The following is a 13,267-nucleotide window of genomic DNA, read 5'->3' on the forward strand; positions in this document are numbered from 1 at the left end:
TTGCGCCGCGGCAAGTGTCGCAGGATGTGCCGGTCAGGGCAATGACGCGGTGCAGGAAGGAGGGGCGCCACCGGGCGATCCGGCAAGCCGCCGAACGATGCGACGGCGGTCGCCGGCCGTGTTCTTTCAAGCACCGCCCTCTTCAAAAAGCGGCCGATCCGTTCTACTTTCGTACGCATGGCCAAACGCTCCAAACCATCGGGCTTCGGCGAAGCGCCGCAGTCTCCCTTCGACACCGACAAGCCGGTCGAACTCGGCGGCAACATCGCCGACTGGATCGACGAGATCGCGCGCGCCGCGGATTCCGAGCCGCTGGCGCCGAAGCCTAAGCGTGCGCCGCGCGCCCGGCCGGAGCGTATGGCGCTGGTCGACCTGCCGGTCGATCAGGAGAAGAAGGCGAAGGGAAGCGCGAAGGTCGCAACCAAGGAAGCAGGCAAGGACAAGGGCGCCTACAAGACCGGGCGCGGGACGTCGATCGGCATCGCCGGCTCGGCGCGCGAGCGCGCCGCCAGCGGGCTCAATCCGGTGTCGGGCCTCGATGTCGGGCTCGAGGATGCGGAGGCGGCGTCGAGCCTCGCCTCGTCCTCGGTCACGGCGACCGTGGCGGCACTTTCGGCGCTGATCGAGAAGGGCCGGCCCGAGGTTCGCGACAAGACCTGGGTGCCGCACCGCCCGCCGCGCCCGGAGAAATCGGAAGGCGGCCGCCGCCTTGAAATCGTTTCGCCCTTCGAGCCGCGCGGCGACCAGCCGGCCGCCATCCGCGAGCTCGTCGAGGGCATCCAGCGTCAGGAGAAGGACCAGGTCCTGCTCGGCGTTACGGGCTCGGGCAAGACCTTCACCATGGCCAAGGTCATCGAGCAGACGCAGCGGCCGGCGCTGATCCTCGCTCCGAACAAGACGCTTGCTGCGCAGCTTTATGGCGAGTTCAAGTCTTTCTTCCCGGAAAACGCCGTCGAATACTTTGTGTCCTATTACGATTATTACCAGCCCGAGGCCTATGTGCCGCGGACGGACACCTATATCGAGAAGGAATCCTCGGTCAACGAGCAGATTGACCGGATGCGCCATTCGGCGACGCGCTCGCTGCTGGAGCGCGACGACGTGATCATCGTCGCCTCGGTGTCTTGCATTTACGGTATCGGCTCGGTCGAGACCTATACCGCCATGACCTTCGGCATCGAGGTCGGGGAAAAGCTCAACCAGCGCCAGCTGCTGGCCGATCTCGTGGCGCTGCAATACAAGCGGCAGGACCTCAACTTCGTGCGCGGCAGCTTCCGCGTCCGCGGCGATACGGTCGAGATCTTCCCGGCTCACCTCGAAGACCGCGCCTGGCGGCTGTCGCTGTTCGGCGACGAGGTCGAGAGCATCACCGAGTTCGATCCGCTGACCGGGCAGAAGACCTCCGACCTCAAATTCGTGAAGGTCTATGCGAACTCGCATTACGTGACGCCGAAGCCGACGCTCAACCAGGCGATCCAGTCGATCAAGACGGAGCTGCGCGCCCGCCTCGTCGAGCTCGAGGCGGCCGGGCGGTTGCTCGAGGCGCAACGGCTGGAACAGCGCTGCCGCTTCGACATCGAGATGATCGAGGCAACCGGCTCCTGCGCCGGCATCGAAAACTATTCGCGCTATCTGACGGGCCGCCTTCCGGGCGAGCCGCCGCCGACATTGTTCGAGTATCTCCCCGACAACGCGCTCGTCTTCACCGACGAGAGCCATGTCACGATCCCGCAGATCGGCGCCATGTACCGCGGCGACTTCCGCCGCAAGGCCACGCTCGCGGAGTATGGCTTCCGCCTGCCGTCCTGCATGGACAACCGGCCGCTCCGCTTCGAGGAATGGGACGCGATGCGCCCGCAGTCGGTGCATGTCTCGGCGACGCCGGCGGGCTGGGAACTGGAGCAGACCGGCGGCGTGTTCACCGAGCAGGTCATCCGCCCGACCGGCCTCATCGATCCCGTCGTCGAGGTGCGCCCGGCCAAGGCTCAGGTCGACGATCTCCTCGGTGAGGTGCGGACAGTGGCAGCGCGCGGCCAGCGTACTCTGGTGACAACGCTGACCAAGCGCATGGCCGAGGATCTCACTGAATATCTGCACGAGAACGGGGTGCGCGTGCGCTACATGCATTCCGATGTCGAGACGCTGGAGCGCATCGAGATCATCCGCGACCTGCGGCTCGGCGCCTTCGACGTGCTGATCGGCATCAACCTGCTGCGCGAGGGCCTCGATATCCCGGAATGCGCGCTCGTCGCCATCCTCGATGCCGACAAGGAAGGGTTCCTGCGCTCCGAGACCTCGTTGATCCAGACCATCGGCCGCGCCGCGCGCAATGTCGACGGCAAGGTGATCCTCTATGCCGACACGATCACCGGCTCGATGGAGCGTGCGATGGCGGAGACCGAGCGCCGCCGCGAGAAGCAGGTCGCCTACAACATCGAGAACGGCATCACGCCCGAATCGATCAAGCGCCAGATCGGCGACATCCTCTCCTCGGTCTACGAACAGGACCATGTCACGGTCGATGCCGGCCTCGCCGACACGCCGCTGATCGGCAACAATCTCAAGGCCCATCTCGAGGATCTCGAGAAGCGGATGCGCGAGGCGGCGATCAATCTCGAGTTCGAGACGGCTGCGCGGCTGCGCGACGAGATCAAGCGGCTCAAGGAGACCGAACTCGCGATCGCCGACGATCCGCTGGCTAGCCAGTCGGAAGTCGAGGCGCGCACCGGCGGCTATCGCGGCGGGCGCAAATACGGTCCCGCCGGCAACCTGCCGCCGGAGCCGGCGACACGGGCGCGCAAGAACGATCTCGACGAGATGACGGTGAAGCGTACCGAGGTTCCGCTCGGCAGCCGCGCCCGCAAGCCGACGCTCGACGAGATGGGCGCGAGCTCCAACATGACGCAGATCGCTGCCGACCAGGGCGAGCGGCCGCAGCGCCCGGACCCCATGACGTCCAATCACCGCCCCGGCGGCCGCTCCGTCGGCGGCCGTGCCGGCAGCCGAGCGGGGCGGAAAGGGCCGAAGCGGTAGTGGCGTCGGGCGCGAGGCGCCCGACTGATCACTCCACCCCGTCGAACCAGGTTTGCCACTCCGCGACGGCCTTGGCGAAGGTGCCGCGGTGGTCGGTCTTGCCGGTGGAGATCGCAACCACCTTGTCGTTGCCGCCGCCGATGCCCTGCTGGTAGTTGGCCGCAAGCTCGGCGAGGCCGACCGAGACGACCTCGTCGGCTTCACCATAGTAGCTGCGCAGCGGGGTCTTGATGATCCAGCGATAGGCGTCCGACTCCTTCGCGATCCGGCCATAGGCGCTCTCCGCGAAAAAGGTCGGATCGAAATAGTCGGCGCGGATCAGCTTTGTCAGATCTGAGGGGAGGGCAGAAATGTCGGCCTCTCCCCGCGTATATATCTTGCGCGCGGTCTCGTAATATTCATCGGTGAACAACGATCGGGCGAGGCCGGGCTCGCCGTAATATTGCTCGAACGAGAAGCTTGAGAGCACATAGAGGATGGAGATCCAGCTCGCATCATTCTCGCGCGGGAAATCGAGGAAGCCGCTCAGGAACGAGTAGAGGTCGGCCGGCCCGCTGGCCGTCGAGGCTGCCGTGACGGCGACGCCCGTCTTCTCCAGCCTCTCGAGAAAGCACATGGTGACATAGCCGCCCTGCGACCAACCGCCGAGGAAGAGCTTGTCGGTCGCGATGCCCTTGCTGGCGAGGACCGCCCGGGAGGCGGCGAGCATGTCGAAGGTGGCCTGCTGGTGGCTCGCCTTGACGCCGTAGCCTTCCGGCTCTTTCGCGCTCCCGCCCATGCCGAAATAGTCGGCTCCGATCATCGCGTAGCCGCGGCCGGCGAAGGCGGCGATCATCAACTGCGTTTCCGAAGAATTGTCTGGGAAGGAGGGGACATCTTCCTTTCCGTAGACCGTCCCGTGCTGGTACGAGACGAGCGGGAGCGTCTTGCCGTCGACATTCGGCACGGCAAGGAGACCCGTCGCCACGATCGGCCGATTGCCGCGCTCGGGAACGACGGAGCCATAGGTCACGCGGTAGAGCGTCACGCCATTGGTCGCCGGGGCATAGGTCACGGAGACGCCAAAGGTCTCGGGTGCGCTCCTGGTCAGGATCTCGTTCAGCTTCGCGACGTCCCAGCTGCCGATCTCCTCGTAGCTGATGGTCGGGCCGACCTCGACCGGGCTCGCCGCGGCGATGCAAGCCGCGGGCGGCGCCGCAAACGCTGCCAGCGTGACGAGGGAACGGAGCAATCTGCGCAAGGGAACCTCCTGACCGGCACGCCGGCCGCTGCGGGCACTGCTGCGACGGAACGCTCCCGGCGACGATGTCGACGGGCTGGATGGATCGGGGCAGCCAGACTGGATCGAGATCATGCAAGCCGGAGGAGCGCGGTCAAGCGGCCTGCCGGCAAGTTGAAAAGGTTACGAAGCCGGCGTCGCAGCGCCCGCTACACCGCCAGATGCCGGTCGAAGAAAGCCGTGATTTCGCCGAACGCCTCTTCGGTTTCCGGGACGAAGGGTGTCAGGAACTGGGCATGGCTCTGGGCCTCGAAGACCTGCAATGCCGCCTCGACGCCGGCCTGGCGGAGCTTCCGATGGGCGCGAACTGTGTCGGAAAGCAGGAGGTCGCGTGTACCCGAGGTGAGGATCGCCGGTGGCAGGCCGCGGAAATCGCCGTTGATCGGCGACAGGAATGGATTGTCGAGGCTGGTTGTGCCGGCATAGAGGCGGCCGGCGGTGCCGACCCAGCCATCGATCGATACCAGCACGTTGTCGACGAACTCGTTGGCGGCGAGCGTATCGCCGCGTGGCGCGAGATCGACCCAGGGGCTGCCCGGAGCGATCGCGGCCGGCATCAGGAAGCCCTCGGCCTTCGCCTTCAGCATCAGCGCGAGGGTCAGTCCGCCACCTGCCGAGGTGCCGAAGACCGCCATGCGGCGCGGGTGGTGCTCGGCGAGCAGCGCCTTCCAGACCGAGGCCGCGTCGTCGAGCGCCGCCGGGAAGGGAAAGTCCGGCGCCATGCGGTAGTCGACCGAGACGACAGTGAAGCCGCCATAGCCGGCCATCATCATGCCCTCGCCGGCGCCGATCTCCCCGGGGAAAAGGACATAGCCGCCGCCGTGCAGATGCATCAGGACACGGTCGCGGTTGCGTGGCGGCATGTTGGCCGGCTTCGAGACGAAGACGGGGACACCGCCCAACACGGCCCGCGTGACCGAGACACCGAGCCTTTCGCCGATTTCGGCGAGGATCGGATGCGGACCGGCGCCCGTCTGGCGCTGCAGGGCACGCCATCCGGCCGTATCGGTCCCGGCCGGAAACCGGTCCCAGCCGGGCGTCGGCGGCGCGGCAAAGACGGGTCGGAGGGCGGCGCTGACCGTATCCGGCACCGGCAGCAGACGCGCCGGAACCTCGCGCCCGGCAAGCGTCGCCGCAGACGTAAGAGCGTCAGCCCTGGCCCCGGCGGGAACGAGTGCCCCAAGGCCGAAGGGCAGGGCAGGCATGAGAGCCGTGCCGAAGACGCCCGCCAGCATACCGCGCCGGGTCGGTCCGATCGTCGTCATGTCTTGTCCTTGTCGTCAGGCCATGGTGATCAGATGGTCTTCGCCGAGACCAGGAGATATCCGCGCGTCAGCCCGGCGTTGTCGCTGTCGGGCGTATCCATGGCGGCGAAGAGGTCGGCCGCCGTCACCCAGACGGGCGGATATTTGTAGCGGGCGACATCGAGGATGAGGAAACGGTCCGTCTCCGCGTCATAGGCAGCGAGCGGCGAGAAGTGGCCGCCGGTCTGCTGGCCCATCACCTTGCGCAGATAATTCACGACGACGAAGCGATCCTTGGTGCCGAGCGCATCGCGGGCCTCCCGGCGGAAGTCTTCAAGGCTCGAGTCGGCAGCGTGGCGGACCGTCACCGTGACCGGTTTCACGGCAAAGACGGCGCCGAGCTGGTCGAGGGTCATGCCCTTTTGCAGGATCGTCGCCTGCGGCACGATCGCCTCGGTTGAGGCGTTCAGGACGTTGTCCTGCGTGAAGGTCCGGTAGGGTAGATATTCCGGTACTTCCGGAGCGGGGACGCGGAGCGCGTTGAGGATCATCACCATCGACGCGACGCCGCAGAAGGCCTGGTTTTTCTGGGTCAGAAAATTGGCAGCCAGCGGAAAATAGGCTTCGCGCGCTTCCGATTCGACGAGCAGCGTCGCCCCGGCATCGCTGGCGCCATCGACGAGGGAGGGCGGAAGAGGCAGCGTGTCGGCGCTGGCGAACCCGGTGACCAGCGAGGTGAGCACGATCAGGCTCGCGGCAATTCGGCGCAACATGGGGATGCTCCGGTCGGCCGCATGCTCGGGGGAACGGCGCCGCGACGGCCGCATGATCGCGGAGTGGCGATCCTATCGCGCCTCCGTCTCACGGTCGAGCGCGCGCCCGCGGGCGACCACACGGTGCGCCTTGAGGGTCGTTTCCCGTGACCGGCCCCACATCTTCCTCCCGACGCTGAGCGAGTTCGCCATGACCGCAGTCCAGACCATCGCCCCGCCGCGCCTCGTCGTTCTCTCCGGCTGCTCCGGCGGCGGCAAGTCGACGCTGCTCGCAGCTCTCGCCGAGCGGGGCATCGCGACCGCCGAGGAGCCGGGCCGCCGCGTGGTCCGCGAGGCACTGGCGAACGGGGGCGATGCGCTCCCCTGGCAGGCGCCGGACCGCTTTGCCGAGCGGGTCACGGACCTCGCGATCGCCGATCACGACATGGCTGTGGCGCGGGGTGGCCTGACCATCCTGGACCGCAGCCTCATCGACGCCGAGGCGTGGTATCGGCGCACATGCCGTCCGCTGCCCGATACACTTTCGAGCGCGTTGGTGCGGTGCCGCTACGATCCCATCGTCTTCATGGTGCCGCCGTGGAAAGAACTGTTCGCGACCGACGCCGAGCGGAGGCACGGATTCGACGAGGCCGTTGCCGAGTATGCCGCGCTGCTCGATGCCTATGCGGCGCGGGGCCACGATTGCGTGGTGCTGCCCCGCTCGAGCGTGGCGGACCGCGCGCTCATCGTCCTCGCACGGCTCGGCATCGGCTGACTGTCAGGCGAGGAGCGCCATGGACCGGGTGTCGTAGGTGATGCCGTCGATCCGGTCGGTGCCGCGATGATAGCCCTCGTCGGCGAATCCGATGCGGCGATAGAGCATGATCGCTGCCTCGTTGTCGGCGCGCACCGTGAGCTGGACGCGCGTCATGCCCGCTGTGAAGGCGGCCGCAACGGCCGCCTCGATCAGCCGCCGGCCGACGCCCTTGCCGCGCCATTCCGGAACGAGGCCCATGCCGAGCGTTCCGCTATGGGCATAGATCGGCAGGTGGTCTTGCCGGATGACGTCGCACCAGCCGACGACGAAGCCGTCGGCGTCCGCCACGAATTGCGGGTTGCCGCTGGCGAGGTTGCCGAGGATGAAGCGCGAGGCCTGCTCGAAGCTCGGCCCCTCGATGCGGGCGAGAAACCGCTTCTCGCGCGCGACACGGTCAACGGCCGCGCGGAAGCCTTCGATGTCATCCTCTCGGATCGGCCGGACGACGACCATGTCTGCGCGCCGCCCTTTCAGCCCTGGAGGAAATCCTTGAAGGCGTCGCCATAGTCCTTGTGCCAGCGCGACAGCGGCGGACGGTTCTCGACGATGTCGCCGGCGGCCCAGAGGATGCGCTTTTCGTCGGTGGGGCGCTCCACCTCGTTGTCCGGGCAGAGGATGTAGAAGTCACCGCGCTCGATGGAGGCGAGCATGAAGTCGATCGTCTGTCCGGGCGTCCAGGCGCCGGCCGGCTTTTCCGCGCGGTCGCCGGTGGTGAGCCCGGTCCAGACGAAGCCGGGGATCAGCAGCTTGGCCTCGATCCTGCCGCCCTCGATGCCGCGGAGCTCATGCTGGAGCGCTTCCGTCAGTACCTTCACGCCCGCCTTCGAGACGTTGTAGGCCGTGTCGCCGGGCGGCGTGGTGATGCCCTGCTTGGAGCCGGTGTTGATGACGAGGCCGGGCGCGCCGGACGCGACCATCTTCGGCACGAAGACCTGGACGCCGTTGACGACGCCCCACAGATTGGTGCCGATCACGCGCTGCCAGCTGTCGAGATCGCCGAGCGCCGGGCCACCATTGCCGATGCCGGCATTGTTCATGAGGACATGCACGGCACCGAAGCGTTCGAAGACAGCCTGCTGCAAAGCCTCGACATCGGCGCGGCTCGAGACATCCGTCCGGACGATGAGCACGTCGGGGCCGAGCGCCTGCCGCGCAAGGGCGATCGCCTCCTCGTTCCAGTCGGCAATCGCGACCTTGAGGCCGAGCGAAAGGAACTTCCGGGCCGCGGCGAAGCCGATGCCGGAGGCACCGCCGGTGATGACGGCGACATGGCCTGCTTCGATGGCGGGATGGGTCATGACGAGGATCCTGTCGTGGGAGACCGCGAGCGGCATCGGCGAAGCGGGGAGACGGCGCCGGCGCGATCGAAGGGAGTGCGCGGCGCATGATAACCCTCTATATCCGGATCGGGGACTGGATTTCCGATAGGGACCTCATGACGATGCGCCGCACCCTTCTCGCTCTCGCGCTGATTGCCGCCACGACGCCGGCGGCCCTCGCCTGCACGGAGGACGAGTTGCAGGCGAAGTCGATCGAGCTTGCCGATCTCGTCAAGGCGATCGTCGCCAAGGATCCGGCGCAGCAGCCGACCTGGCGCGCCAAGCAGGTCGATGTCGATCGGCTGGCCGAACGAAGCACCAATATCGACGAGATCTGCGCCGCCTATGACAAGGCGATCGGCGAGGCGAAGGCCGCCCAGTAAGGCGGTCGGACCGCCGGGGGCACGACGGACGGAGCCGGTTCCTTGATCGAGATCACCGACGAGATCTCTCTCGACGAAAGCGAGATCGAGGAGACGTTCATCCGCGCCTCGGGTCCGGGCGGCCAGAACGTCAACAAGGTGTCGAGCGCGGTACAGCTCCGTTTCGACGCGCGGCGCTCGCGCTCGCTGCCCGACGATGTCGCTGTGCGACTGATGCGGCTCGCCGGTGCGCGGCTGACGCAGGACGGTGTCATCGTCATCACAGCTCAACGTCATCGGGACCAGGGGCGCAACCGTGCCGATGCGCTCGAGCGGCTGGTGGAGCTCATCCGAGCGGCCGTACCGAAGCCCGTGATCCGTCGCCCGACGCGTCCGACCAAGGCCTCGAAGGAGAAGCGGCTTTCCGAGAAGGCACGCCGCTCGGGCGTCAAGGCGATGCGCGGCGGCGTCGGCTCAGACTGATCGGCAGGGCTCAGTTCGATTTCATCGTTCCGTCATGCAACAATCCCGCCTTGCCGGGCATTGAAACTCGGGCTCAACAGCGGGACGGGGAACGACCCATGACTATCATCTGGACCATCATCATCGGCCTCATCGCGGGCGTCATCGCGAAGTTCATCATGCCGGGCGACAATGAGCCCAAGGGATTCATCCTGACCATCCTGCTCGGCATCGCCGGCGCCTTCGTCGCGACCTGGCTGGGTCAGGCGATCGGATGGTACGGACCCAACGACCAGGCCGGGCTTATCGGCTCGGTGGTCGGTGCGATCATCGTCCTCTTCATCTGGGGGATGATCGTGAGGCGGCGGGCCTGAGCCCGCCAGTCCATTCTCGACAGCGATCGGCGGGCCCTCAGGCCCGCCTTTCCGTTCAGCGTCGGCGGGGCGGCTCGATCTCGCCGAAATGCTCCTCAAACGCCTCTGTGATCGGGCAGCGGCCGGTCGCGCCGCGATAGGCGAGATAGGAGCCCGTCGCGAGCGCGAGAACCGACAGGAAGCGGTTCGGACGCGGACGCACGGCGGCGGCGGCGAGAGCCAGGCCGGCCAGCACGGACAGCGTGCGGCCCCCGGTCGACATTGTCGGCACGGCGATCGGGTCGGCGGTGCGCGAGCGGAACATCATGTCGTGTCTCCTTGTGGAATCGCGGCAATCGGGTGTCTCTTCGCGCCGGTCGGCGCTAATTCCGGCCATCCGCGTCGATACGCTCCGCGAGCGAAGCGGCGCTGCGGACGAAGGTTCAACGCGGCATCGGATTTTGCGTTCCCGAGGGGAGCGGCGCAGGGAGGATCGGGCGATGATCAGAGTCGGCATAGGTGGCTGGGTTTTCGAGCCATGGCGCGGCGTCTTCTATCCGGAAGGCCTGCCGCAGAAGCGCGAACTGGAGCATGCCAGCCGCCATGTCACATCGATCGAGATCAACGGCACCTATTACGGCACGCAGAAGCCGGCGAGCTTCCGCAAATGGGCCGACGAGACGCCGGACGATTTCGTCTTCGCACTGAAGGGCTCCCGCTACACGACCAATCGCCGCAAGCTGGCCGAGGCCGGCGAGTCGGTCCGCCGTCTGATCGACAGCGGCGTCACCGAGCTCGGCGACAAGCTCGGGCCGATCAACTGGCAGTTCATGGAGACGAAGGCCTTCGATCCGGAGGACTTCGAGGCATTCCTGGCGCTGCTGCCGCCGAAGGAGGGCAGCCGTCGTCTTCGCCACGCCGTCGAGGTGCGGCACGACAGCTTCAAGGTGCCGGAATTCGTCGCGCTCGCCCGGAAATACGGCGTCGCGATCGTGCTGGCGGACTCCCAAAGCTTTCCGCTTATCGCCGATCCGACCGCCGACTTCGTCTATGCCCGTCTCCAGTCGGCTTCGGAGGCCGAACAAGTGGGTTATTCCGCCGCAGCCCTCGACGGCTGGCAGGCGCGCGCGAAGACCTTCGCGAAGGGCGGTGTCCCGGATGACTTGCCGCTCCTCGCCGGTGCCGGTGAGCGCGAGGGCGGGCGCGACGTTTTCATCTACATGATCAACGGCTTCAAGCCAAAGGCGCCCGCCGCGGCCATGGCCTTGATCGAGCGCCTCGGCGGGCGCTGACCGCAGGCTGACAACCTCTCTGAAACGGCGTCCGCGCGCCGCTTGCCAAGGCGATATGTGCGGTTTGGTGCACAATGCACGCCGCATTCTCGCCTTCTTTCGCCGATTGATGAACGACGTCGAACGAGAACCCCTTTTCGATCAGGTGTCGCAGCGCGCCGGCGAGCGCGGATTCGGAGATGTACCGGTTGAGTTCCAAGCTCTCACTTTCGGCCAGGACCTGTCTGCCCGCCCTCGCGGTCGGCGTCGTGGCCATCGCGGCTTCCACGAGCCTCTCCATCACGCCGGCCGAAGCCGGCACCCAGTGTGGCGGCGCCTCCTGGTACAAGCTCTCCGGCAAGACGGCGAGCGGCGAGCGCAACAATCCCTCGGCCCTGACGGCCGCCCATCGCTCCCTTCCCTTCGGCACGCGCGTCAAGGTGCAGAACCTGCGCAACGGCAAGTTCGTCGTCGTGCGCATCAATGATCGCGGTCCCTTCATCCGCGGCCGCGTCATCGACGTTTCCCGCGCCGCGGCGCAGCAGCTCGGCATGGTGTCGAGCGGCACCGCCAAGGTCCGCCTCGAGGTCGAGGGCAAGGCGCTGCGCGGCGCCTGCGGCTGATCTCAGCGCTCCTCCAGCGCGACGGCCTTGATCAGCGCCGTCACGGCGACCCCCGGTGCGAGGGCGAGGTCCCGCGCGGCGCCGCGCGTGATGCGGGCGATGAGCGGCGTTCCTGCGACATCGAGCGTCACGGCGATCTCGTCGCCTTCCTCGCCGAGGCCTGAGACTATCGCTTCGAGGCGGTTTCTGATCGAGATGATGCCCGGTTCGCCGAGCGCGAGCGCGATGTCGCGTGCGCGGATGACGACCCTCACGGTGGTTCCGGACGGCTTGCGGAGGCGCGGCACATGCAGCCGGCCCCCCGGATGGGCGAGGGCGGTGACGCCGTCGTCATCCGTCCCCAGCACCTTCGCCGACAGGATGCCGCCGATCTCGTGGTCGCGGCCCTCGCGCGCGAACACCCTGTCGACCGGACCGTCGGCGACGACGCGCCCACCCTCGATGATCACCGCCTGATCGGCGAGCCGCGCCACCTCTTCGATCGCGTGGCTGACATAAAGGATCGGCAGCGTCATTCCGTCCGCCAGCCGCTCCAGATAGGGCAGGATCTCGGCCCGCCGGCCGCGGTCGAGCGCAGCGAGCGGTTCGTCCATCAGCAGGAGCCGCGGACGAGCGAGCAGTGCCCGGCCGATCGCGACCCGCTGCTTCTCCCCGCCGGAAAGGTCGCGCGGTCGCCGGTCGAGCAAATGGCCGATGCCGAGGAGATCGACGATGGCCGCGAAATCGGCAACGCGCGTGGCACGACGTGCGAACCAGCCGCCATAGTTGAGGTTCGAGCGCACCGAGAGATGCGGGAACAGCCGCGCGTCCTGGAAGACATAGCCGATGCGTCGGCGATGCGGTGCGAGGTTGATGCCGGCATCCGCGTCGAAGAGCATCGTCTTGCCGAGCGCGATGCGGCCACGGTCGGGGCGAACCAGCCCGGCCACGCAATTGACGATTGTCGTCTTGCCCGAGCCTGATGGCCCGTAGAGCGCCGTGACGCGCCCGGTCTGCTCGAAGCGCATAGCGAGGTCGAACGCGCCGAGCCGCTTGCCGATATCGACGACGAGGCTCATGGGCCGTCCTCGCGCCGCGCCCGCCTGGCGATCGCCTCGGAGATCAGCAGGGCGCCCAGCGAGATCAGCACCGACATCGCCGTCAGCCGCAGCGCCGCGCCGTCGCCGCCCGGCGTCTGGATCAGGCTGTAGATCGCCGAGGGTATCGTCTGGGTCTCGCCGGGAATGTTGGAGACGAAGGTGATGGTTGCGCCGAATTCGCCGAGCGCGCGGGCGAATGAGAGGACGATGCCGGCGAGGATGCCGGGGAGGGCCAGCGGCAGCGTCACCGTCAGGAAAACCGCGACGCGCCCCGCACCGAGCGTCGCCGCCGCCTGTTCGAGCCGCCGATCGATCGCCTCGATCGAAAGCGCGATCGCCCGCACCATCAGCGGAAAGCCCATGACGGCGCAGGCGAGCGCCGCGCCGGTCCAGCGGAAGGCAAGCACGATGCCGAAATGCTGGTCGAGGAAAGCGCCGATCGGTCCCCGGCGCCCGAAGGCCAGCAGCAGCAGGAACCCGGTCACGACCGGCGGCATCACCAGCGGCAGGTGAACGACTGCCGAGAGCAGGGTGCGCCCCGGAAAGCGCCCGCGCGCCAGGAGCAGGGCGACGGCGATGCCGAGCGGAAGGCTCGCGGCAACCGCCACGCCGGCGACGCGCAGGCTGAGCGCGATCGCCGTCCATTCCTCGGCGGTGAAGATCTCTGCCATCG

At 67.4% G+C, this 13,267-nt stretch carries 15 protein-coding genes; 7 read left to right on the forward strand and 8 right to left on the reverse strand.

The features are described 5' to 3' along the window. Nucleotides 1-177 precede the first annotated feature (177 nt). Complete coding sequence (gene uvrB, locus QO015_RS19865) at nucleotides 178-3,033, forward strand: excinuclease ABC subunit UvrB (protein WP_266283801.1); 2,856 nt, start codon at nucleotides 178-180, stop codon at nucleotides 3,031-3,033. Nucleotides 3,034-3,061: 28 nt separating this feature from the next. Here uvrB and QO015_RS19870 read toward each other — a convergent pair whose 3' ends face one another. The 3 genes from QO015_RS19870 to QO015_RS19880 all read right to left on the reverse strand — a co-directional run bounded on the left by QO015_RS19870 (nucleotide 3,062) and on the right by QO015_RS19880 (nucleotide 6,329). Beyond that, nucleotides 3,062-4,273 (reverse strand): alpha/beta hydrolase family protein, encoded by a 1,212-nt coding sequence (locus QO015_RS19870; RefSeq protein WP_266283803.1) that lies wholly within the window; start codon nucleotides 4,271-4,273, stop codon nucleotides 3,062-3,064. Between the two features lie 188 nt (nucleotides 4,274-4,461). Beyond that, complete coding sequence (locus QO015_RS19875) at nucleotides 4,462-5,577, reverse strand: alpha/beta hydrolase (protein ID WP_266283804.1); 1,116 nt, start codon at nucleotides 5,575-5,577, stop codon at nucleotides 4,462-4,464. A gap of 29 nt (nucleotides 5,578-5,606) precedes the next feature. Beyond that, nucleotides 5,607-6,329, reverse strand: coding sequence for a phytochelatin synthase family protein (locus tag QO015_RS19880; protein ID WP_266283806.1), 723 nt, complete (start codon nucleotides 6,327-6,329; stop codon nucleotides 5,607-5,609). 190 nt (nucleotides 6,330-6,519) lie between these two features. On the opposite strand from QO015_RS19880, the gene QO015_RS19885 reads away from it, so the two are divergent. After that, on the forward strand, nucleotides 6,520-7,083 hold the full coding sequence (locus tag QO015_RS19885) for an AAA family ATPase (protein WP_266283808.1): 564 nt from the start codon (nucleotides 6,520-6,522) through the stop codon (nucleotides 7,081-7,083). 3 nt (nucleotides 7,084-7,086) lie between these two features. Here QO015_RS19885 and QO015_RS19890 read toward each other — a convergent pair whose 3' ends face one another. Together QO015_RS19890 and QO015_RS19895 are read right to left on the reverse strand one after the other, a co-directional pair. Next, nucleotides 7,087-7,578: a GNAT family N-acetyltransferase gene (locus QO015_RS19890; protein WP_266283809.1), complete on the reverse strand. Its 492-nt coding sequence runs from the start codon at nucleotides 7,576-7,578 to the stop codon at nucleotides 7,087-7,089. Nucleotides 7,579-7,595: 17 nt separating this feature from the next. Continuing rightward, the gene (locus tag QO015_RS19895; protein ID WP_266283810.1) at nucleotides 7,596-8,423 is read right to left on the reverse strand and encodes an SDR family NAD(P)-dependent oxidoreductase; all 828 of its coding nucleotides are present in this window, start codon (nucleotides 8,421-8,423) and stop codon (nucleotides 7,596-7,598) included. Between the two features lie 143 nt (nucleotides 8,424-8,566). Between QO015_RS19895 and QO015_RS19900 the strand changes: the two genes are divergently transcribed. From QO015_RS19900 to QO015_RS19910, 3 genes are all read left to right on the forward strand, one after another. Beyond that, on the forward strand, nucleotides 8,567-8,827 hold the full coding sequence (locus tag QO015_RS19900) for a hypothetical protein (protein ID WP_307291009.1): 261 nt from the start codon (nucleotides 8,567-8,569) through the stop codon (nucleotides 8,825-8,827). A 42-nt stretch (nucleotides 8,828-8,869) separates the two neighbouring features. Next, on the forward strand, nucleotides 8,870-9,289 hold the full coding sequence (gene arfB / locus QO015_RS19905) for an alternative ribosome rescue aminoacyl-tRNA hydrolase ArfB (protein WP_266283812.1): 420 nt from the start codon (nucleotides 8,870-8,872) through the stop codon (nucleotides 9,287-9,289). A gap of 98 nt (nucleotides 9,290-9,387) precedes the next feature. Beyond that, a complete protein-coding gene (locus tag QO015_RS19910; RefSeq protein WP_266283814.1) occupies nucleotides 9,388-9,642 on the forward strand; it encodes a GlsB/YeaQ/YmgE family stress response membrane protein in 255 nt (84 codons plus the stop codon). A gap of 55 nt (nucleotides 9,643-9,697) precedes the next feature. Here QO015_RS19910 and QO015_RS19915 read toward each other — a convergent pair whose 3' ends face one another. Next, nucleotides 9,698-9,949 carry a YgaP-like transmembrane domain gene (locus tag QO015_RS19915; RefSeq protein WP_266283815.1) on the reverse strand — a complete coding sequence of 84 codons (252 nt, stop codon included), beginning with the start codon at nucleotides 9,947-9,949 and terminating at the stop codon, nucleotides 9,698-9,700. 172 nt (nucleotides 9,950-10,121) lie between these two features. On the opposite strand from QO015_RS19915, the gene QO015_RS19920 reads away from it, so the two are divergent. Continuing rightward, complete coding sequence (locus QO015_RS19920; protein WP_266283816.1) at nucleotides 10,122-10,913, forward strand: DUF72 domain-containing protein; 792 nt, start codon at nucleotides 10,122-10,124, stop codon at nucleotides 10,911-10,913. Nucleotides 10,914-11,092: 179 nt separating this feature from the next. Then, the gene (locus QO015_RS19925) at nucleotides 11,093-11,515 is read left to right on the forward strand and encodes a septal ring lytic transglycosylase RlpA family protein (protein ID WP_266283818.1); all 423 of its coding nucleotides are present in this window, start codon (nucleotides 11,093-11,095) and stop codon (nucleotides 11,513-11,515) included. A 2-nt stretch (nucleotides 11,516-11,517) separates the two neighbouring features. On the opposite strand, the gene modC is transcribed toward QO015_RS19925, so the two are convergent. Then, entirely contained in the window at nucleotides 11,518-12,573 is a 1,056-nt protein-coding gene (modC, locus tag QO015_RS19930; RefSeq protein ID WP_266283820.1) for a molybdenum ABC transporter ATP-binding protein, read from the reverse strand. Further along, a complete protein-coding gene (gene modB / locus QO015_RS19935; protein ID WP_266283821.1) occupies nucleotides 12,570-13,265 on the reverse strand; it encodes a molybdate ABC transporter permease subunit in 696 nt (231 codons plus the stop codon). The genes modC and modB overlap by 4 nt, the downstream gene beginning before the upstream one ends. Nucleotides 13,266-13,267: the final 2 nt, after the last annotated feature.

This window comes from Kaistia geumhonensis, from assembly GCF_030815145.1.
GTDB lineage: Bacteria > Pseudomonadota > Alphaproteobacteria > Rhizobiales > Kaistiaceae > Kaistia > Kaistia geumhonensis.